The organism is Nitrospira sp. (assembly GCA_037045225.1).
Lineage (GTDB): Bacteria > Nitrospirota > Nitrospiria > Nitrospirales > Nitrospiraceae > Nitrospira_A.
The window spans coordinates 1,773,586-1,794,478 of sequence record JBAOHZ010000009.1 but is presented as its reverse complement, the minus strand read 5'-3'; the positions used below and the strand labels follow the sequence as shown (position 1 = coordinate 1,794,478).

Genomic DNA, 20,893 nt, shown 5'->3' with positions numbered 1-20,893 from the left:
TTAACTATACCAAACTATCGGTGCCCGGTGGTAACGTTCGGATGAAATTCTCCGGCCAGTCCTTTGCCGCTGAGTTCCCTGCGAACAAAGAGGCGGGCTCGATGCAGCCTCGATTTGATGGCCCGTTCGTTGAGCCCCAAAATGCCGCCCACTTCTTTCGCGCTTAAGCCCTCCATGTCGCGGAGCACCAGCACCATCCGATACTTTCGCGGCAATTTGGCGATCGCGCGATCGAGGATCTGGCGAAGTTGCTTATTTTCCAGCGCTTCTTGAGGGCTGAGGCCCTCCATCGGGACTTGGAGGGAAAACTCGCCTCCCGACGTCGGGACGAATTCAGTCAACGACAACTCGCGTTCCGGCTCGCCTTTGCGTTTGCGCCGCATGCGTTGGCACGCATGGGAGGCGATGGCGTAAAGCCAGGTCGAGATTTGTGCGTCACCACGAAAACGGTCGTACGCACGGTAGGCGCTGAGAAACGTTTCCTGAACCAGGTCTTTCGCCGACTCGGCTTCGCCGCATAACCGATAGGCAAACCGGTACATCACGTCGACATGGTCACGATACAGTTCGTCGAATGAAGTGGATGGAGAGCGGGAAACAGCATGGCCGTCGTGGAGATCCGGCCGACTTTTCTTCCGTAATGCCATACGCGGGTGCGAGTCTACGGGCGGCGTGAGCCACTGTCAAGGAGCGCATCGACCGCCGTGGCGTACTGGGTGGGGGTCAGTTCACACGGCGGATCTCGACGAGTTCGCCCTTTTGATTCAGCTCGACAGTGATCGGCCACCCTTCCTTCACGGTTGCCAGAGAGGACGGTTTGGTCGTCAGCGGAATGGCCTGGGATCCCTCCGGGCCCTGCATGGTCAGCGCGTCGTGCCCGTCGGCACCATAGGTGAGCGGGCCGGAGAGGAATCGGTGTGACGGGGTGGAGAGTCCGTCTTGGTACAAATCAATGGCCACATGCCGATCCCGAATCCATACCGACATTTCCTGCCCGACTTTGGCATTCTTCACGCCGGTCTTGCCGCTCACGGTCACGATGCCCAGCGGGGTCTTCAGGAATACATAGTTCGATTTGAGTTTTGAGACCGTGCCATTCAGCAGGAGTTGCAACGGTGACGGTGTGCGGGGAAGCTGATTGACCTGCAGATCAAATTGTACGTCGTGCAGCCCCTTGATGGTGCCCGCCCCGTCCACTTCGATGGCCACAGGTTGATGATCTTGGCGCCCGGCGATTTTGGCTTGAAATGAGCCGAGCGCGAAGGATTGTTCGCCATCGGGCGTCCAGAACGTCACGGCGGTTTTCTCAGGGGACGTAAAATTTGGCATGCCGCTGACATACCGGTGGACCAGTTTGTCGATGCCCCTCTCGCGAATATCGATGACACTGGTCGTGCCATGGACCCAGAGGGTAATTTTTTGCGAGGTCTTGATGTCGCGAAGGGTGGTTTTCGAACTGAGCGAAAGTGGTCCGATCGGGGTTTGGAGGAACACAATGCCGGGTTTCGATCGCCAGATCGCGCCGGAGATCTGAACCGAGGGAGACACCGGCGCGGGGGCTGCGGCCGGGGATGCGTCTTCGGCAACGGTCGGTTCCGGATTGTCTTGGGCCGCTGGATCGGTGAATTCAGGGAGCGGGGGCGGTTCGACGAGTGGCTCGGATGGGTCTGCCCAACTGGGTGGGGTCAGGACTAGACAAGTCCCCAGCTGGATTGAAAGCACGAGGAAGCGAAAGGCGGAAACTCCAGAATGCATCATAGTGTTCACAAACCCGTCGTGATCGGAGTGGTGTGACGCCGATTGAATGGAGCAGAAACCGACCTTCGCTCGTGCGGGGCCGGTTCATGCCGGATCACGTGTGGCGTACAACGTCTCCTGTGCGAATAACATGCTGATCCGTATGAGTCAAGTTGAAAGCCCTTCGAGGCGAGCGACGTGTTCGGGGGCCTGTGTGTCACAGGCAGAAGGTGAGAGGGGTAAAAGGTCTGCCTGGTGGTGGAGTGTCAGAATGATACGTGATTGCTGCCGCCGGGCCTGGTCGGGAATTCCCACTCCTCTGAGATGTATCAGGCCTGCTTCCCAGTGGATGATGCGCGCGCGTTCGAAGGAGTTCCAGTCTTCCGCTGCGATGTGTTTTTCCAAATTGGACAAGATGTCATAGAACAGATCCAGCAAGGGGTCACGAAGCGACTCGACCGGGGAGATCTCCAGCGGAGGGGAATCGCCGGTCAGGAGGGGCGCAATGTCGCGAGCCTGTTCGTTCGCATGGAGTACGCGACCGTCCATGGAGAGGACGAGGATCGCGGTCTCGGCCCATGGGGCCGGGGGAGCGAGGAGTCCGAGGTGTGGGCGTTCGATGAACATGGAGCGGTGCGCTTCCCTGGTACGGCTGTCCATCTTCGGTTCGGCACGTTGGGCTGGAGGTGCCGTCCGAATACCGATGTGAAACGCAAGATGCGCGCCACAGTAGCGAACTCTCACAGAGGGGGAAAACTACGAAATATTCAAGGAATCGTGGGGAACGAAACAGACCGGGTGAGGAAGCCTGGAGCCGATTGTGTCGATTGCGCCTCAACCTGACAAGGTTGCCTCATTTTTTCCTGGTCAGCAGTCGAACGGGTGTGCCCGAGAAATGATATTCCTTCCGAATCTGGTTTTCGAGAAACCGGAGGTAGGCCGGCGTCATATTGTCGGGATGTCCCACAAAGAGCGCAAAGGCCGGCGGGCGTGTCGCCACTTGCGTCATGAATGCCGATTTGCTCGCTTTGGCCGGCTTGCCTTTTCGAACCGGTAACGGGTGCTCCTCCAACAAGCCCTGAAAGAATTGATTCAGGGGTCCAGTGGGGACCCGTTTACAAAATGAGAAATAGACTTGATCGATTAAGGCGAACAAGCCGCGCAAAAAGTCCTGTTCCAGTGCCGAAATGAACAGTACGGGCGCCCAGGCGAGAAACGGGAAGCGACGGTCAAGGTCTTGTTTGTAGGCCTCGCGTGCGTGCACGTCGTCGGTTTTGAGATCCCACTTGTTGACGATGAGGATGCAGGCGCGTCCTTGCTTGAGAACGAGGCCGGCAATTTTGGTGTCTTGCTCAGTGACGCCTTCTTCCGCATCCAGCAGCAGCACGGCGATGTCTGATCGGCCGATGGCGCGTAAGGATCGGGCGACGCTATACCCTTCAATGCCCCGTTCTACACGGCCCCGGCGGCGTATTCCTGCCGTATCGGTCAGCACATACTGCCGATCCTTGAACGTGGCGACCGAGTCGACCGGGTCACGGGTTGTGCCCGGCACATCACTCACGACGACGCGCGCTTCCCCGAGCACTGAATTGACCAGGGTAGATTTCCCGACGTTTGGCCGTCCGACGATGGCGATACGCGGCGTCTCGCTGATGGCCTCTTCGTCGAGGGGTTCGGCCATGTGGGAGAACAGGTCGTCCAGCAATTCGGCGACACCGATGCCGTGTTCGGCCGACAGGGGGTAGAGCTGTTCCTGCCCGAGGCGATAAAAATCGGCGATGAGCGGATCGGCCTTCGGGGTATCGATTTTGTTGATCACGTAGTAGACGGGTTTATCCGAGCCGCGCAGGGTTTGCACGACCTCTTCATCGGCCGGCGTCAGGCCTGCCCGGGCGTCCAGAACCAGTACCAGGATATCCGCTTCGGCGATGGCGAGTTGGGATTGTTGCCGGATCAGGGACAACATGCCTTCGCTCGCTGTCGGGTCGAGGCCACCGGTGTCCACGAGGCGAAAACGGCGATTGCGATAGGTCGAATCGGCGTAGTTCCGATCCCTCGTTACGCCCGGCACATCGTCGACGATGGCCGCACGTGTGCCAAGAATGCGGTTAAACAGCGTGGATTTCCCGACATTGGGCCGCCCGATGAGGGCGATAATGGGCAGCCGGCCGCCCTCAAGCGTGAACAGCGGGGCCACAGGACCGCGCGTTTGTTTGGTGCGTGACATGGTGCGCGACGGTAGCATAGAGATTTCACCGAACACAATGACTCGTCTTGACGCGCCGGTCTCCGGTATACTGCCTGGATGCTGTCACCACGCGCCGCGTCCGCCCCTCAGTCCGTCGATTGGAGTCAGATCGACGATGTGCTGCTCGACATGGATGGCACGTTACTCGACCGTCATTTCGACAACTTTTTTTTCGAGGAAGAACTGCCGAGACGGTATGCGGTGAAGCAGGCCCTGACGTTTGAGGAAGCCCGGGATCGGTTGATGACCATGTACCGTTCCGTGGAAGGGGAGTTGGCCTGGACGGATTTGCACTATTGGTCGGAACGGGTGGATCTCGATGTGGTGGCGATGCATCGCGAACTCGACCACATGATCGGGTTTCTGCCCGATGCCGAGGAATTTCTCTCGTCCCTGCGTCGAATGGGAAAGCGGGTGACGATCCTGACGAACGCGCATCGAGCCGGGGTGGATGTGAAAACGGCCAAGACGGGGTTGGATCGGCAGGTCGATCGTATCGTGGATGCCTTCGAGGTGGGCTGGCTCAAGATGCGATCGGAGTATTGGCCGACCTGCCGTGATCTGGTCGGCTTCGATCCGGCGCGGGCGTTATACGTCGATGACGATGAGCAATGTCTGGCTGCGGCCGAAGATTTCGGGATCGGTCGGATTTTTCACCGCTCGCGGTCGAGCTCTCAAGCTTCAGCCGTGCCTTCTGCGCGGTTTTCCTCCATCGAACATTTTCACGCCATCCTGCCGGGGTAAGTCTCGGTCCGCGCTACTGCTCCCGCCTGACAGGCCATGGGGGTGTGTTACGTGATGGGATCCAGCAACTCGCGGAGTTTCTGTGCCAATTCCGTGGGGAGAAAGGGTTTCTGAATGAAGCCGGTGCCTGGTTCCGCGAGAAACGTCGGCAACACGCTGCCCTCCGCGTATCCCGACATAAAGAGCACCCGGAGCTCAGGCCATCGCTGACGCAGGTGCTCAGCCAAGGTCGGTCCGGTCATCTTCGGCATCACGACGTCCGTCAGCAGAATATGAATGGGAGTTTGGGTGGCGGCGACCAAGCGGAGCGCCTCTTGCCCGCTGGACGCTTCGAGCAGGGTGTAGCCGTAATCGGACAGGGCTTGGGTGAGCAGCAGCCGGACGGCCTGTTGATCCTCGACCAACAGAATGGTCTCCTGTCCACCATGAGGTCTGGACAGGAGGGGAGCCGAGGTGGTGAGCGCCGGGGCTTCGACCAGTGGAAAGTAGAGGTCGAAGATCGAACCTTCGCCGGGTGTGCTGTCGACAAAGATGAACCCCTGGCTTTGGTTGACGATGCCGTAGACCGTGGCCAACCCGAGTCCGGTTCCTTTGCCGTCTTCTTTGGTCGTGAAGAAGGGTTCGAAAATATGGGACAGGGTTGTACGGTCCATGCCTTCCCCTGAGTCGCGGATCGACAGGTGCGCATAGGCTCCCGGCAGCAATGTGGGATGGGGCACCGGGTTGTCGGGTGTAATGAGCAGGGCCTGCGTGGCCATCGTGAGTGTCCCGCCGGCAGGCATGGCATCTTTCGCGTTCACGGCCAGATTCAGCACCACTTGATCGATCTGTCCTCTGTCTGCGCGAATCGTGCAGGGCTGCGAGTCCAGATTTCTGACCAGGCTGATGTCTTCGCCGATCAGCCGTTCGATCATGGAACTGATCGACGAGAGCGCCTCATTGAGATCGAAGATCTGGAACGTCAGTACTTGGCGCCGGCTGAAGGCCAGGAGTTGCTTGGTCAAGGCCGCCGCTCGCTGGCCCGCGGTCAGGATCTGCGTCAGCAAATGATTCAGTGGATCTTCGGCCCGTACCTGTTCCAGCAAGAGCGTGGCGCCTCCGTTGATGACCGTGAGCAGGTTGTTGAAATCGTGGGCCACGCCGCCGGCTAAGCGGCCGATTGCTTCCATCTTGTGGGCCTGCCGGAGCTGGTCTTCGAGTTGCTTGTGCTTCGTGATATCGACGAAGAATCCGATGGCGCCGACTGCCTGGCTGCCGGGCCCTTGCAGCGAGCTGCCCCACATGTTCACCTCCACCAGGGTACCGTCCTTCCTCTGGCGGCACAGCTCCAGGTTCCGTGGCGCCGCGCCGCTCATCGCGGCCGTCCACAAATCTTTGGACTCCTCTTCCTGTCCTGGCGGCACATAGGGGAGTTCTTGGCCCAGCACCTCGTCTTTGGTCCATCCGAAGAGGGCGGTGGCGGCGGCATTCCAGGTGGTGATGAGGCCTGTTTGATCCAATTCGATCATGGCCAGAGGGGACTCTTCGATGATGGTCTCAAGATGGCCGGTCGTCCGGCGCAATTCGTCGGTACGCTCACGGACATGGTGCTCCAGCGCTTCTTGCGCCTCACGGCGATCGGACGCTTCCAGGGTTAAGGTCGCCATGGCGGCCAGGGATCCGGCGAAGGTTTGTTCTTCCGGGGCCCATGTTCTGGTGGAGCCGACGTGCTCGATGCATAAGATCCCGATCACCCTACCGTGTCGTCGGATCGGGGCATCGAGCACGGCGTTGATGTTCAAGGGGGCCAAATAATCCAGCGTCAGCTCGCTCATGCGTGGATCGGTTTGGGCGTCATGTGCAGAGAGGGCAAAGGGTTCTTGATCCAGCGCAAGGACGAAGGAGGGGTACTTATCAGTCGGCAGGCGTAATCCGCTACGGTGCTGCTTCGGAGTAACTTCAAAGAGGTCCTGGAGGATCAGGGTGCTCTGTGTATCGTCAAAGAGCCAGATGCTGGCCCGCTCGACGGACAGCGTGTGGGCGGCATTCTCTGCAATAGTCGGAAAGGCCTCCAAGGGGTAACCGCCGTGAATGGCAGGATGTTCCGCCAGGCCATGCAGGACGGTCTGCTGTACGGCTAATTGCTTCAACCGTCCTTGTTCGATTTCTTCATGTTGTTTTCGGTCCGTGATGTCTTCCGAAATGCCCAGCATATAACGCGGCAGGCCGGCCTCGTCGTAGAGGGGCACCTTCTTGGTATGGAGCCATCGCAAGCCATGGTGCTTCGTCTGGATGGGTTCGGCGGGAATGTCCAGCACAATGCCGCTGGTCAGGACTTCGCGGTCTCTGGCGGTAAAGAATGTCGCCTGCTCATGAGGGAAAAAATCGAAGTCGTCTTTCCCCAAGAGCGCCTCCCGCGGCACGCCGGTCAGTTCCTCGCCCGCTTTGTTGAACTGGACGTAGCGCAATTCTTGGGCGTCTTTTACAAAGACCATGTGGGGAATGTGCTCGACGATAGACTCCAGGAGTTGGCGTGTCTGGGTCAGGGCCGCTTCCATGTTTTTTTGTTCGGTCACGTTCGTGCACACGATGACGATATCGTACTGCCCGTCGGGGTTGCGCACGGCCCGGGCCGCTTCCCTCACCCAGAGCACGCTGCCGTCCTTGCGCATCTTCCGGAAGCTCCAGCGAAGGGCTTCTCCCGGCCGGCTGAGACAGTCGGCAAAATGTTGCTGCATGCTGCCGTGATCATCCGGGTGCGCGATCAGAGTCGCCGGGTAACCGCTCAGCTCGTCGGCCTCATAGCCCAATTCGGCGGCAGTGGCGGTGTTGACTGTGAGCAATGTGCCCTGCGCGTTGACGGTCAGCAACATTTCTGGGCTGCTCTCAAACAGCGCACGGTATCGCTCCTGGCTGATGCGCAAGGCTTCTTCTGCCTGTTTCCGGGCAGAAATATCCCGAAGCACAGCCTGAAATCCGATGACTTCCTGGTCGCGTTGCAGCAGTTGCACGTTTTGTCCGACCCACAGGATCTGTTGAGAGCGGGTGATCAGGGGAAACTCATAATAGGTGCTGGCCGTCTTCCGGAGAAATTGCCGGAAGTAAAAGCGTTCCGTTGAGCGACGGTACTCGGGGTGCACAAAATCCAGCGCACGATGGCCGAGCACCTCTGTCTCGTGATACTCCAGGAGCCGGACGACCGCGGGATTGATGAACGTAAAACGGCCGCTCCCGTCTGTCCGGTAGATGATGTCCTGGGCATACTCCATGATGAAGCGATGGTGTTCGGTCTTGATGGTGAGGAGCAATTCCATCTGCTCCCCTTCCCGTAGCTGACCGGTGAGTTGATCCACCAGTTGCGCGTTGTGATATTTCAGCTGGAGGGTTTCCTGGACGGTGCGGGAGGCTCGGTGCGCCGTGTAGACCATGAGCAGCGAGAAGAGCATGGTGCAGATCGCCATCGGCAGGGCTTGCTCATGGTTGAGGGTGAAGAGTCGCAGGATGAGTGGCGTCAACATCGGTAGGGCGAAAGACAGAAAGGCGTCGAAGCGAGCGGCTAAGGTAGAGACGGAACCGGCGGCGATGCCTGCGAGTACGAAAGTCAAAAAGAGTTGGTGGGCCGGTGAGGATTCCGGAAACAACCACAGGGCCGAGGCACCCCAGCCGAGCCCCGCGAGGGTTGTGCCGAGCAGAAACGCCCGGTCCCAGCGGTAGATGTTGGCGGGGCCCGGTTTGTTGGCCGTGAACGATCGAGCGAGCCCGTATCGGCCTGTGATAAGGATCAGGTGGTACGCAAGCCAGATGAGCAGCCGGTCGTGCGGGACGATATGCCAATTGACGGTGATCAGAGCGAGTGCGCAGCCGAGCCCGGCCACCAGCGCTGCCGGCATGGCCTCATACAGGAGCACGACCCGTTGTAGGGCGATGCTGCTGTCGCGGGCTGAATCAGATGGTTTGGATAATGGAGAGGTCAACGGCGGCTGCCTGTCGGGAAACGACGGTGAGGAGGCCATCTCGGTCACTCCTGTCTGATGCATGGGCGAACCCCAGGCTAGACCATTACTACAAAATTTCCGTCAGGGAAACAATTTTCCACTTTCAGGGCTCCCGCGGTTTGGCCGGTTCCGAAAACGGAGAGATGCTCGTGCAAGTGTCAGGCTTTGAACATGAACTGCGGGGAAGGTTGCTCATTGACGCGGGCGGTGCCGCGATACATGTCACCCCCGATTCTCGGGACGCCGGGAAGGCAATACCGATCAAGTTGTTCCAGTCGCAGGCCGGCGTCGAGCACCAGTCGATCGATGCGGCGGTTGAGATGGCAACCGCAGGCCAGGATGTTTTGCAGGGGGTTGAGCCGATCCTGCCAGCGGGCGATGAGGGGATCGTCGCTGCGGCCGTGCTCCAGGAACAGAAAGCGGCCATCTGGCTTCAGGACCCGGCGAATGTCGTGTAGTGCCCTGACCGGGTCCGGAATCGTGCAGAGAGTGAACGTACTCACCACGTCGTCGAAGGTGGCGTCGTCAAAGGGTAATTGCTCGGCACTCCTCTGCTGAAAGTGAACGGGGAACGAGACGTGTGCCACCCGCCTGGCGACTCGATCCGGCAAGAGTGGTGCGGGATCGACGGTATGCAGGGCGGTCACGGTCGGGGGATAGTGTGGCAGGTTCAATCCGGTTCCGAAGCCGATTTCCAGGACGATGCCATGCACCGATGTCAGCAGCTGCCGGCGTTCGGCCTGAAACCGCTCGCCTCGGAGCACCCAATCCATGAGTCGTGGAAAGATGTAGGTTGCGTACATCAGTGTGGGCGTCTGGTGGAATGCCGTGGTGGCATCGATGGCCGGGTGTTGAGTGTGTCGCTATTTGATCAGGAGTTGCGTCAGGGATCAAGCGAGGCTCCCCTTGGTGGCCGAATCGGCCTTCATTGGCCCAGCCTCGTCCTTGTTGCTCCGTGCGGCGTGTGCTAGAGTCGTCCGTTCTTTCACCGAACACGAATGATGACCTCACAAATGACGATCACACCATGAGTAAGGCGTACGACCACCAGGCCCTTGAATCGAAGTGGCAAACCTATTGGGAGACACACCGCCCGTTTCGGGCGCTGGACGATCACTCGAAGCCTAAGTTCTATTGCCTCGACATGTTCCCGTACCCCTCAGGGTCGGGCCTGCACGTCGGGCATTTGGAAGGGTATACCGCCACAGACATTGTGTCCCGCTACAAACGGATGTGTGGCTTCAACGTGTTGCATCCTATGGGGTGGGATGCGTTCGGGTTGCCTGCCGAGCAGTATGCGGTGAAAACCGGTGTGCATCCCGCCATCACCACGGCGCAGAACGTCGCGACGTTTAAGCGGCAAATGAAGCGAGTCGGGCTCTCCTACGATTGGGACCGCGAACTCAGCACCACCGATCAGGATTACTATCGTTGGACTCAGTGGATCTTTCTGAAGCTGTTCGAGCGGGGGCTCGCCTACGTGGCGGAAGTGCCGGTGAACTGGTGTCCTGCGTTGGGGACCGTACTGGCCAACGAAGAAATTGTGGACGGCAAAAGCGAGGTCGGCGGGTTCGATGTCATTCGTAAGCCGATGCGGCAGTGGGTCTTGAAGATCACGGCCTATGCGGAGCGATTGCTTGAAGATCTGACCCTGGTCGAGTGGCCGACCAGCACGCTCGAAATGCAGAAGAATTGGATCGGCCGGTCGATCGGTGCGGAGGTCGATTTCCCCTTGGCCGACCGGACGGGCAATTTGCGCGTGTTCACGACCCGCCCCGACACGCTCTTCGGTGCGACCTACATGGTGTTGGCGCCGGAACATCCGCTGGTCGATGTGGTGACGATCCCGTCACAGCAGGAGCAGGTCGCGGCCTATCGTGATGCGGCATCCCGCAAGAGTGATCTGCAGCGTCAGGAGCTGGACAAGGTCAAGACCGGTGTCTTCACCGGCGGGTATGCCATCAACCCGGTGAACCAGGAGCGCTTGCCGATTTGGATCGCCGACTATGTGCTGATGACGTACGGCACCGGCGCGATTATGGCGGTACCTGCGCATGACGAGCGTGACTGGGCCTTCGCCACGCAATATCACCTGCCGATTCGGGAGGTGATTCAAGGCGGGCAGGTTGAGAAGGCGGCCTTCGTCGAGACGGACCGCGGACGTGTCATCAATTCGGCCACGCCGGACGGATCCTGCTCTCTCGATGGACTGTTGCCCAGTGACGCGATCCCCAAAATGATCGCCTGGCTCGAAAGCAAGGGCAGGGGCAAGAAGACGATCAATTACAAGCTGCGTGACTGGCTTTTTGCCAGGCAGCGTTATTGGGGTGAGCCCTTTCCGATTGTGTGGGTCGACGGCGAACCTCGGCCTTTGCCGGAGGAGCAGTTGCCGCTTCCGTTGCCTGAGACGAAGAATTTCAAGCCCTCCGGCAGCGGCGAAAGCCCCTTGGCAAATTTGCACGAGTGGCTGGAGACGACGGATCCTGTCAGCGGGAAGCCGGCTCGACGGGAGACGAACACGATGCCGCAGTGGGCCGGATCCTGCTGGTATTATCTGCGGTTTATCGATCCGAAGAATGCCGGGCAGGTAGTCGATCCGGAGAAGGAACGCTACTGGATGCCAGTGGACCTCTACATCGGCGGCAGTGAACATGCGGTGTTGCACCTGTTGTATAGCCGGTTCTGGCACAAGGTCTTGTTCGATGCCGGGGTGGTCAGCACGCCGGAACCGTTCAAGAAACTCGTGCATCAGGGCATTGTGTTGGGCGAAGACAATCAGAAGATGTCGAAGTCGCGCGGCAATGTGGTGAACCCGGACGAGATGATCGACCAGTTTGGTGCCGACGCGGTGCGGCTCTATGAAATGTTCATGGGCCCGTTGGAATCGATGAAGCCTTGGAGTACCCGCGGGGTGGAAGGGATCACGCGATTCCTGGATCGGGTGTGGCGGTTGATGGTCGGCGACGAGGGTGCGTTGAGTCAGGCGGTCACGGATGCCGAGCCGACAACCGAGCAACTGCGACTGCTCCATCACACCATCAAGAAAGTGACCGACGATATCGACGCCTTGCGCTTCAATACGGCGATCTCGCAGATGATGGTGTTTACGAACGACATGACGAAGCTGGAGCAGCGCCCGCGCCGTCTGCTGGAACCGTTTGTGTTGTTGCTCTTACCGTTCGCGCCGCATCTGAGCGAAGAGTTGTGGGAACGTCTCGGTCACACACCGAGCGCCGGCCAGTACGCATGGCCGCAGTTCGATCCGGCCTTGGTGGTCAGTGACCGGTTGACGATTCCGATTCAGGTGAACGGAAAACTGCGGGGGAAACTCGATGTCGACGCCGGGGCCTCACGCGATCAGCTGGAGCCGCTGGCCAAGAAAGAAGTCGCCGAATGGCTACAGGGGAAAGAGCCGAAGAAGGTTATATACGTCGAGAAAAAATTGATCAACTTCGTGGTGTGATGCCGTGTACCGGTACCTGTCAGCTTGTCTTGTCTGTTTTTTTGCGATGATCCTCACCGCCTGTGGGTATCAGTTCCGGGTGCAGGGCGCTGGGCCCACGGTCGGGGGCGCGCCGGTGGCGGAGACGAAGCGGCCACATGCGCCACGGCTGGCCATCCTTCCGATTGCGAACAGCACCTACGAAGCGAATTTTGAAGTCAAGCTGGCGAACTATCTGCGTCGGGAATTCTCGGCCGGTGCGGGAGCGGAAATCGTGGGCCCCTCGGCGGGCGCCGATCTCTACATGTCCGGACAGATCATGCAGATTTTGCTGCCCACTCTCAGTTTCGATCAGACCACGACGTTTGAAAGCCGGGTGGAAATGCTCGTGAGCGTGAGGATCGAGGCGGCCAAAACGAAAAAGGTTGTCTGGTATCAGGTCGCGAAGGGCACCTCGGAGTTTTTTCTGACGCAAGATCTGCAATTCAACCGGGTGCTGCAGAATCGGGCGTTGGAGCAGGCGGGCCGGTTTGTCGCGGAGGATCTCGCCTCCCGATTCCTGCTCTTTCTGGATACGGGCGAGTTAGAGAAGGCGTTGCAGCGCCCGGTGAAGGCCGAGGCCCCTCCGGCCGGGGAGCCCCCGCCTGCCTTGGCGCGCTGACGCGATGGGAGCGTTCCACGAATGAGTGCCTCAGTCATGAGTATGGAGCTGCCACAGTCTCTCGCGCGTAGCGGGGTGGCGCCGATTTATGCCGTGGTGGGCGAGGAGGACTATCTCCGCGACCAATCGGTGGCCGCGCTGAAGGCCGCCGCTTTGGGATCGGCGGCGGACAGCGGCTTCAATCACGATATCTTTCACGGTGACGACTCCCCGGTAGAAGATGTGTTGGCCTGTGCGGCGGAGATCCCGGTGTTCGCCGAACGCCGCGTGGTGGTCTATAAATCTCTTGAAAAGCTCCCGGCGCGAGAGGGCGAAAAACTGCTCTCCTATTTCGCGGCTCCCAACGACACAACGACGTTGATTGTGGTGAGCGCCAAGCTGGACGGGCGGATGAAGTGGACCCAAGCCCTGACGAAGCGGGCGGTGACGGTCAATTGCGCCCCGCTGCGCGACGCGCAACTCTCGACATGGATTCGCCAGGAGGCAGCGGCATTGGGAGTGCGTCTCCACGAGGAGGCCACGCAGCTCCTCAAGGAGGTGGGAAACGAATCACTCTATGCGGTGAAGCGGGAGTTGGAGAAGCTCGCCGCCTATGTGCCGTCCGACCGGGCTGTGCAATCGGTGGATGTCGAGGCGCTGAGGGGGACCGAGTCCGGTGCATCGGTGTTCGATCTCATGAACGCCATAGGAGCGCATGACCATGGACGGGCGTTACGAATCCTTGCCAGAAACTTGGAAAATGGAGAGGCTCCGCTCCGGATTCTCGGCGCGTTGGTGTGGCAATACCGACGGCTGTGGAAAATGAAAGAGCAGGTCAAGTCAGGTGGTCGGGAAGGCGAAGCGGCCAGGACGCTACGAATGGATCCCTCACGAGTGCGTGGTTTTCTGGCGCAATTTTCAGACGCGCAGCTGACGCACACGTTTCAATGGTTTTTGGAAACCGACTCGAAGCTCAAAGGCGGGAGTGGCAGTGCCCCCGTGCGCGTGATGGAGGACTTGTTGTTACGGCTCTGCGGGCAGCCGCAGAAACCAGCATCACCGGTGGAGCCTGTGCATCCAACACCACCGGCCTCGCGCCCATCGGGTTCGAGACCGGTGTCGAATGTCAGGACTGTTACGCGGAAGCGGTGATCGCGTTCACACGCACAGTGAGTCGGGACACGCGGCGCGAGGCCGTATTAGGCTTTAGGACACCCTTGGTGACCGCTTTGCTGAGAGCTGACGTGGCTTCCCGCAGGGTGGCTTTGGCTTCATCCGGCTTCTTGGCCGTGATCGCATCCTGAACCTTGCGGAGGATGCTTCGGACCGAGCTGATGGTGGCGCGGTTACGTAAACGACGCTTCTCAGATTGACGGGCACGGCGAATCGTGGATTTGTGCACAACAGGCATACGGATTCTCCTACGTTCAAAGCTTGAGCTTGTAGCATAGGATGAGAAGAGAGGTCAAGGACATGGAAAGGAGTCAGCTGGGCCCCGGGGAAATCTCGACGGTGCCGGCGTACACATGATGGCGCGAATTGATGCACGAGATCGATTGATTGTCGCATTGGATGTCCCGTCTGCCGCGGAGGCGGATGCGTTGGTGGCTCGAATGGGAGACCAGGTGCGGTTTGTGAAAGTCGGCCTGGAGTTGTACACGGTGGCGGGGCCGGATATCGTCCAGAAATTAGTGGACCGGGGCAAGCGGGTGTTTCTTGACCTCAAATTCCTCGACATTGAAGAAACCGTCCGGCGCGCGACGGCCCGAGTGGCTGCGATGGGGGCCACGTTCTTGACGATTCATGCGAATCGAAAGGCGCTGATCGCGGCGGTGCAGGGCCGGGGCCCGTCCGATCTCAAGCTGCTGGCCGTGACGGTGCTGACCAATTTCGACGGAGACGATCTGCGGGAGATGGGCATTCAGCGGAGCGTCCAGGATCTAGTAACCGCGCGGGCGATGCTGGCGGCTGAGGTCGGCTGTGACGGTGTGGTGGCGTCGGGAGAGGAGCCACAGGCGATTCGCGCCAAGGTGGGGCCGAATCTGGTCATTGTGACCCCCGGCGTCAGGCCGGCAGGAAAAGGGACCGATGATCATGCGCGGGTGACGACGCCGACCCAAACCATTGCCGCCGGTGCCGACTATCTGGTGATTGGTCGTCCCATTCGCGATGCCCAAGATCCTCCTGCCGCCGCCGCGGCCATCTTGGAGGAAATGCAAGCGGCCTTCGATCGTCGGGAGCGTTGACGGTTGGTGAACAGGTTCATTGCGCCCCTGTGGCTGTGATGAAGAAGGCCCCGCGACGTTGCCCGCTCACTCTAGGCAGCGAACAATGAGTCAGGGGGAGGGTTCCCGGGCGGTTGCGACTGTTCTTCGGGGTTTGTTAAGATGCGCGTTCCTCGTTGGCCGAGTGTGGTGGGTGTAGCTCAGTTGGTTAGAGCGCCGGATTGTGGATCCGGAGGTCGCGGGTTCGAAACCCGTCACTCACCCCAACGCTCACGGGTACGGACCATTCAGGCGGATACCCTATGACCGGTGGCAGCAAACAAGTCGTTCCCTTGGCTTCGTGCCCCTCGCCGGCTGCGGTCGCTGCGAGGTTCCAGCTGCGGTCGTTTCGCCGGTTTCCCGTCCAATGTTCTGTGTACTACTCCAGCGATGCGCTTCAAGGAACCGGCATTGCCTGGAACCTCTCCCTCAATGGCTGGCGTGTCGACGGAACCCATCCGATTGAGCCGGGGACGGTCGTGACCCTCTGCGTCTTTCTTCCCGATCAACATCCCACCGTGTTTATTGACCGCGCGGTCGTTCGTTGGTCGCGGGGGCGGGAATTCGGCATTGAGGTAAACATGATCAAAGCCGATGAGCATGCGCGCCTGGAACAGTTCGTGACCGCCTTAGTCTGACCACCGCCCTGTGCCTCTTCCCCCTTGTTCCTCTTCTCAACCTGTGCGGTGCAGGGGCCTGCCCGCGCCTCCTGATAAAAAAGAGAATATTCCTGGCCATCCTCACTGAGTCGAGTAGACTGAGTTGTAGTTGAGGACGATACGGCGGCCTGCCCATTCTCCTCGCCACGAATCATGGCTCAATCACACACATCTCGTTCCCATTCCCGCGTGCCCGTGAGCTGTTTCCTGTACTACCTCGGGGAAGGCCTGATTGGAACCGGCAAGGTGTGTGATCTCTCGGTCAAGGGATGGCGGATTGAGGGGGATAAGCCCGTCACGGTTGGAATGAAGCTCACACTGCGAGTCTTTTTACCTGACCAGCCGAGGGCGATCGATGTCGACGGGGTGACGGTGCAGTGGGTGGATGGCCGTGACTTTGGGCTTGAAACCATCAGGATGAGTGCGACCGCGCAAGCACGTATTCATAAATTTATAGAGTCAGTCCACAAGGACGCAGGATCTTCCCGTGTCGCGTGAGCCCGTGATTCTTCATCGGTGTTCCTTCGAGCGTCAGGTTCAGTCGGGTTGCTAGTTCTCACCAGCCTGTTCCATTTCTTCTGCCCCATTACAGAATTCTGTCCGCGATAGCACGGTCCTCCGTGTACCGGGTCAGTTTGCCTGAGCCGGGGATCCCCCCCCACTTTCGGGGACTATCGGGCTATTCGTGGTTTTTCATATTCTGCCGAGGCGTTTGTTTGGAGGAATGGATGGAACGACAGAATCGCCCACGTTTTATCATCGAGTGCACTGGATCACGTTCCGAGGAGGGGCTGTTGGTGTGGAACGGCCGGATGCTGGATCTCTCGATCCCGGGATGGTCACGGACCGGACTCAAAGGGTTGCAAGCGGGAGATCTTCTCCAACTGCACCTGCACATTCCAGGACAGCCTAAACCCCTCTCCGTGAGACTGGCCACAATCCGCTGGGCCAGCGAGTCAAAGCTGGGGGTTGATCCCATCTTAATGGATGCCGATGACCAACTCCGTTTGAGTGACTTTGTCAGTGCCCACGATAGCGTACCTGCTTTCAGCACGGATCGAAACGAACAGATCGTCATTTCCGACCCTGGATAACCGTTTTCCCCTCGCGCCCCGCTTGCCCTCGTGCGTTTTCCTCGCCTGCCTGTTCCGGTTGTCGTTTATATGCGATCTACATCATTGAGGGTTCGCCTTCGCTCAATGGAGTCGGGGCAGGTGCGCTCGTCGATGAAACGGTGGGTCAGTCTGAGGTCTGCGCCGATAATCGAACGAGATGTCGAAGCCGTTCCCTCGGTGTCGCGGCAGGATTGCTTGACATCATCAGGCAAGATGGTGTCTCTTAGCTTAGCACCGTGTCACATCCACGAGCCCTTCGCCGATCCAGTTGAGTCATGTCATCCATGGTTTGCCAGGGCGGAGGCGTGCGAGACGGAACGTATGACTCCTGGCCCTCAACTTTCTGACGCTTCCAATACCACCCCGCTGACGCCTGAAACTGAAGCGCAGGTCGCCCAATTTGCCCACACGGATATTTTGGTCGGTATTCCTAGCTTCAACAATGTCGAAACCATCGGGCATGTCGTCAAGGCGGTGAGTGCCGGCTTGGCTAAGTATTTCCCGGAAGCCCGAGCGGTATTGGTGAATTCGGACGGTGGCTCGACCGACGGCACGCAGCAAGTGGTTACGCAGGCGGTCGTCGATCTCAAGACGCTCTTCATCGGTGACCAACAGAGTTCGCTCCATAAGATCATCACGCCGTACCATGGCATTCCTGGAAAAGGGAGCGCGTTTCGAACGATTTTTGAAATTGCGCGTCGCTTGAAGGCCAAGGCTTGCGCCGTGGTGGATTCTGATCTGCGCAGCATTACGCCGGAGTGGATTGAGTTGCTGGTCAGCCCGGTGCTCGAGCAGGGGTTCGACTACGTCGCGCCCTATTATCTACGCCACAAATACGACGGGACGATCACGAATAGCATTGTATATCCGCTCACGCGCACACTCTATGGTCACCGGATCAGGCAGCCCATCGGTGGCGATTTCGGGTTCTCGGGGCAATTAGCCCAGCACTACCTGGATAAACATGTGTGGGAGTCGGAAGTGGCGAAGTTCGGCATCGATATTTGGATGACGACGGAAGCGATCGCCAGCGGGGCGCGAGTCTGTCAAAGTTTTCTGGGCGCAAAGATCCACAACCCCAAAGATCCGGCAGCGGACCTGTCGGCCATGCTGGTACAGGTGCTCGGCGCCGTGTTTGCGCTGATGGAAGATCATTATGCGGTATGGGGGAAAACCGATGGTTCGAACGCGGTGCCGTTGTTCGGGTTTCAGTATGAGGTCGGCGTCGAACCGGTCAATGTCAACGTCGATCGGATGATCAGCACGTTTCGGCAGGGCCTGAGTGATCTGGGGACGATTTGGGACCAGATTCTTGCTCCCGGTACCCGACAGAGCCTGCGCCCGCTGGGGACCTGTTCGGCGCAAGACTTTCGTATCGCCGACAGCCTGTGGGCACGGGTGGTGTATGACGCCGCCGTCGCGTATCGCAACCGGGTGCTGCCGCTCGATCATGTGTTGAAGGCCTTCACCCCCCTGTATCTGGGGCGAACCGCGTCGTTTGTGCTGGATACGCAGGGGCTCACATCGAGTGAAGCCGAAGGCCGCATTGAAGCGCTGTGCCAGGCGTTTGAAAAGGATAAGTCCTACCTGGTGGCTCGCTGGAATGAGCCCCATGCCAGTTGATATTCGCGAGGCGATCCATCTGAAGGCAGGCTGCAGAAGAGGCCGGAGGAGGGAAACATGAAGGAGTTTTTTGAGAAGGGGCTGCTTGATCCCTTGGAGTTGATGGCGCGGCAGGTGCTCGCGGTTTTGCCGAGCCTGTTGGCGATGTCGATCATTTTTTTCGCAGGATTGGTGGTGGCGTGGACGGCCAGCCAGGCCCTTGAGCGGTTGTTGCGGGTAGTTGGGTTGGATCGATTGTTTGATCGACTGGGAGTGACGGGCGCCTTGCTGCGCGGCGGCGTCAAGACCGACCCCTCGCGGTTGGTGGGGCAAGCGGCCTATTGGTTAGTCATGATTTTTGCGACGGTCGCCGCGCTGGGCGCGCTGAATCTCCAGCCGATCAACGATTTTGCCAAATCGTTCCTGGCCTATGTACCGCATCTCGTGACGGCGGGTCTTATTCTCGTCGCGGGCTGGTTGCTCTCCAACTTTGTCTCCCAGGCGGTGTTGATCGCCGCGGTCAACGCGGGGTTGCCCCCTGCGCGATTAGTGGCGACGTGTTCGCGGTGGGGCATTCAGCTCTTGGCCGTAGCCATGGCGCTGGAGCAGCTCGGTATTGCACAAAACATTGTGGTGGTGGGATTTGGCATTACACTGGGAGGGGTTGTGTTAGCTGGCGCGCTGGCCTTCGGGCTCGGCGCAAAAGATTTGGCGAAGGACTATCTCGAACGGGGACTTTCCGTTCGTATGCGAGACGGGAAGCCCGATGACTTGCGCCACCTGTAACGGGCGAGCTGGTTCAGCGCCTCGATCATAAAGGACAGGGCATGAAGAATAAAATCTCGGAAATTGATGGAGAGGCGAAGGCGCGTCGCTGGTTGGGCGGCGAGGCGGCCGTTCCCCGCTATCCGCACCGGCGTCAAAACCCGTTTGTGTTCAATCGATCGCTCGTGGGGCTGGTGGCCTTGGCTGTTGGGCTGGGATTTGCCGGTGGGCTCTTGGCTGGCATTCAATTCCCGCGGCGCGCCGATGCGCCGCCGAAAGGAAACTAGTGCCTCGTTCATTTCGGCGTTGGGTCAGAGTGCTGCCGGAGTGCCGTTCGGCCGATCGTCAAAGAGTCGGCAGGAGATCCATGAGGCTGCGGTTCCATCCTACCGGTCCCACCCCTTCGGCGCGGGTGAGGTGGGGAAGCTGCACGTCCGGGTCGTAGGAGCCATCCGGCCTCCGGACGAGGATGGGATAGTCTACGGCTTCGAGCATGGGGAGGTCGTTCAGGCTGTCTCCGATCCCGACGGTGGTTAAGATGCGCTGTTCCTGCTGTGCGGCCTGCATATACCAGGCAATGAGTCGTCGACTCGCAACCCCCTTATCGTTATCTCCCATCAAGTGATAAAACCGCCCTCCTCGCGTCATGCGTAGACCGCGTGTTTCCGCCGCAGCCAGCAGGCGGGGCCAGGCCACTCCGTTTCCCTCAACGACAAACGGCTCGTCGTATTCCCGGTGGAGCGCATGCAGGGTCTCCTCGGGAGACAGTCCTGTGAGATGGGATATCTCGCTGGGGGAGAGATCTCCAAATCCCTGCAGACGACAACCGAGCTCTTGACGAATGGCGTTCAGCGCCTCCCGTAATTTGGCATAGGGGGTTCCGATCGCGACTACCTCATATTCCCCGTTGGCCGTTGCTCCCTCCAAGGGAAATGGAAAAGAGCCCTTGGGAATGAACAGCCCACCACCGTTTTCGACGATAAAGGGATGGTGATTGTGGAGGCGAAGCCGAAGCGGCTCCATTTCCGATCGGGTCTTGCTCGACACCAAAATAAGGGTCGCGCCTGTTGTCTGGATAGCCGAGAGCGCATCCACCGCGGCGTCGTAGGAATACGTGGTGGCGTCGAGCAGGCTTCCGTCGAGGTCGGTGAGGATGAGGATGTGGCGCTGGGGCAACGGGATACTCCTTGAGTCCAGTATACGGAACCTCCGGATGTAGATCACCACCCTTCTCGGCAACGCGGCCAGTTTTCCTCATTGGTTACGGGGCAGCACTGGCCTGCAACTGTGTTTCCCGAACTCGACGACGGTGTGGGCGGCTCCGGTGTTCCGACCGGTCCGCGCACCCATCGAAGATCACCGTGGGAGACTCGTAGGTTCTGGTCCCGACGACGTTGGCTTGTGTCAAGTTGATGCAAGGGGCTGTGTCGGAACAGGCACAGGGGAATCCCCAATCAAGATCGGACCGAGAAATACCGAAAAGGATAGGCACATTGCTGTGTCAGATCCCTGGTTGAAGGGGAAGGCGGGTGAAGGTCCCCATCCAGGGGCATCAGCGCATCCGGGCTCGGAAGAGGACCATCTAGTGGACAAGACCCTTCCTCCTGTTCCCGTACCGTGTTGTTCTCGAGTGCAGTGGCATGTCCGTCTGATCATCCCCCCAGTCGATTTCATAGTGATCACATGTTGAGAATGCTGAA

19 protein-coding genes and 1 tRNA gene are annotated in these 20,893 nt (G+C 59.3%); 12 read left to right on the top strand and 8 right to left on the bottom strand.

Annotation, left to right across the window (positions count from 1 at the left end):
- Positions 1–14: 14 nt before the first annotated feature.
- The 4 genes from V9G17_09190 to der form a co-directional block, all read right to left on the bottom strand.
- Positions 15–647, bottom strand: coding sequence for an RNA polymerase sigma factor (locus tag V9G17_09190; GenBank protein ID MEI2752765.1), 633 nt, complete (start codon positions 645–647; stop codon positions 15–17).
- A 76-nt stretch (positions 648–723) separates the two neighbouring features.
- The gene (locus tag V9G17_09185; protein ID MEI2752764.1) at positions 724–1,758 is read right to left on the bottom strand and encodes a hypothetical protein; all 1,035 of its coding nucleotides are present in this window, start codon (positions 1,756–1,758) and stop codon (positions 724–726) included.
- Between the two features lie 147 nt (positions 1,759–1,905).
- Entirely contained in the window at positions 1,906–2,364 is a 459-nt protein-coding gene (locus tag V9G17_09180) for a hypothetical protein (protein ID MEI2752763.1), read from the bottom strand.
- Between the two features lie 226 nt (positions 2,365–2,590).
- Positions 2,591–3,985 carry a ribosome biogenesis GTPase Der gene (der, locus tag V9G17_09175; protein ID MEI2752762.1) on the bottom strand — a complete coding sequence of 465 codons (1,395 nt, stop codon included), beginning with the start codon at positions 3,983–3,985 and terminating at the stop codon, positions 2,591–2,593.
- A 60-nt stretch (positions 3,986–4,045) separates the two neighbouring features.
- Here der and V9G17_09170 point away from each other — a divergent pair, with 60 nt between their 5' ends.
- The gene (locus V9G17_09170) at positions 4,046–4,732 is read left to right on the top strand and encodes an HAD family hydrolase (protein MEI2752761.1); all 687 of its coding nucleotides are present in this window, start codon (positions 4,046–4,048) and stop codon (positions 4,730–4,732) included.
- Positions 4,733–4,779: 47 nt separating this feature from the next.
- Here the strand turns inward: V9G17_09170 and V9G17_09165 are convergent, their stop codons facing one another.
- Both V9G17_09165 and V9G17_09160 read right to left on the bottom strand, forming a co-directional pair.
- A complete protein-coding gene (locus V9G17_09165; GenBank protein MEI2752760.1) occupies positions 4,780–8,724 on the bottom strand; it encodes a PAS domain S-box protein in 3,945 nt (1,314 codons plus the stop codon).
- 140 nt (positions 8,725–8,864) lie between these two features.
- On the bottom strand, positions 8,865–9,509 hold the full coding sequence (locus V9G17_09160) for a class I SAM-dependent methyltransferase (protein MEI2752759.1): 645 nt from the start codon (positions 9,507–9,509) through the stop codon (positions 8,865–8,867).
- Between the two features lie 224 nt (positions 9,510–9,733).
- Here V9G17_09160 and leuS point away from each other — a divergent pair, with 224 nt between their 5' ends.
- From leuS to holA, 3 genes are read left to right on the top strand one after another with little or no spacing between them, the layout of a single operon-like run.
- On the top strand, positions 9,734–12,169 hold the full coding sequence (gene leuS, locus V9G17_09155; GenBank protein ID MEI2752758.1) for a leucine--tRNA ligase: 2,436 nt from the start codon (positions 9,734–9,736) through the stop codon (positions 12,167–12,169).
- Positions 12,170–12,173: 4 nt separating this feature from the next.
- On the top strand, positions 12,174–12,809 hold the full coding sequence (lptE, locus tag V9G17_09150; protein MEI2752757.1) for an LPS assembly lipoprotein LptE: 636 nt from the start codon (positions 12,174–12,176) through the stop codon (positions 12,807–12,809).
- 36 nt (positions 12,810–12,845) lie between these two features.
- Complete coding sequence (holA, locus tag V9G17_09145) at positions 12,846–13,940, top strand: DNA polymerase III subunit delta (protein MEI2752756.1); 1,095 nt, start codon at positions 12,846–12,848, stop codon at positions 13,938–13,940.
- Here the strand turns inward: holA and rpsT are convergent.
- Positions 13,924–14,199, bottom strand: coding sequence for a 30S ribosomal protein S20 (gene rpsT / locus V9G17_09140; protein ID MEI2752755.1), 276 nt, complete (start codon positions 14,197–14,199; stop codon positions 13,924–13,926). The genes holA and rpsT overlap by 17 nt on opposite strands.
- A gap of 115 nt (positions 14,200–14,314) precedes the next feature.
- Between rpsT and pyrF the strand changes: the two genes are divergently transcribed.
- The 8 genes from pyrF to V9G17_09100 all read left to right on the top strand — a co-directional run bounded on the left by pyrF (position 14,315) and on the right by V9G17_09100 (position 19,480).
- On the top strand, positions 14,315–15,034 hold the full coding sequence (gene pyrF / locus V9G17_09135; GenBank protein ID MEI2752754.1) for an orotidine-5'-phosphate decarboxylase: 720 nt from the start codon (positions 14,315–14,317) through the stop codon (positions 15,032–15,034).
- 168 nt (positions 15,035–15,202) lie between these two features.
- A tRNA-His gene (locus tag V9G17_09130) sits at positions 15,203–15,279 on the top strand.
- Between the two features lie 36 nt (positions 15,280–15,315).
- Complete coding sequence (locus V9G17_09125; GenBank protein ID MEI2752753.1) at positions 15,316–15,690, top strand: PilZ domain-containing protein; 375 nt, start codon at positions 15,316–15,318, stop codon at positions 15,688–15,690.
- Positions 15,691–15,864: 174 nt separating this feature from the next.
- The gene (locus V9G17_09120) at positions 15,865–16,209 is read left to right on the top strand and encodes a PilZ domain-containing protein (GenBank protein MEI2752752.1); all 345 of its coding nucleotides are present in this window, start codon (positions 15,865–15,867) and stop codon (positions 16,207–16,209) included.
- A 230-nt stretch (positions 16,210–16,439) separates the two neighbouring features.
- Positions 16,440–16,805, top strand: a complete 366-nt coding sequence (locus V9G17_09115) for a hypothetical protein (GenBank protein ID MEI2752751.1) — start codon at positions 16,440–16,442, stop codon at positions 16,803–16,805.
- A gap of 342 nt (positions 16,806–17,147) precedes the next feature.
- Positions 17,148–18,449, top strand: coding sequence for a glycosyltransferase (locus V9G17_09110; GenBank protein MEI2752750.1), 1,302 nt, complete (start codon positions 17,148–17,150; stop codon positions 18,447–18,449).
- A 57-nt stretch (positions 18,450–18,506) separates the two neighbouring features.
- Positions 18,507–19,214 (top strand): hypothetical protein, encoded by a 708-nt coding sequence (locus V9G17_09105; GenBank protein MEI2752749.1) that lies wholly within the window; start codon positions 18,507–18,509, stop codon positions 19,212–19,214.
- 41 nt (positions 19,215–19,255) lie between these two features.
- Entirely contained in the window at positions 19,256–19,480 is a 225-nt protein-coding gene (locus V9G17_09100; GenBank protein MEI2752748.1) for a hypothetical protein, read from the top strand.
- 58 nt (positions 19,481–19,538) lie between these two features.
- Here the strand turns inward: V9G17_09100 and V9G17_09095 are convergent, their stop codons facing one another.
- On the bottom strand, positions 19,539–20,369 hold the full coding sequence (locus V9G17_09095; GenBank protein MEI2752747.1) for an HAD-IIB family hydrolase: 831 nt from the start codon (positions 20,367–20,369) through the stop codon (positions 19,539–19,541).
- Positions 20,370–20,893: the final 524 nt, after the last annotated feature.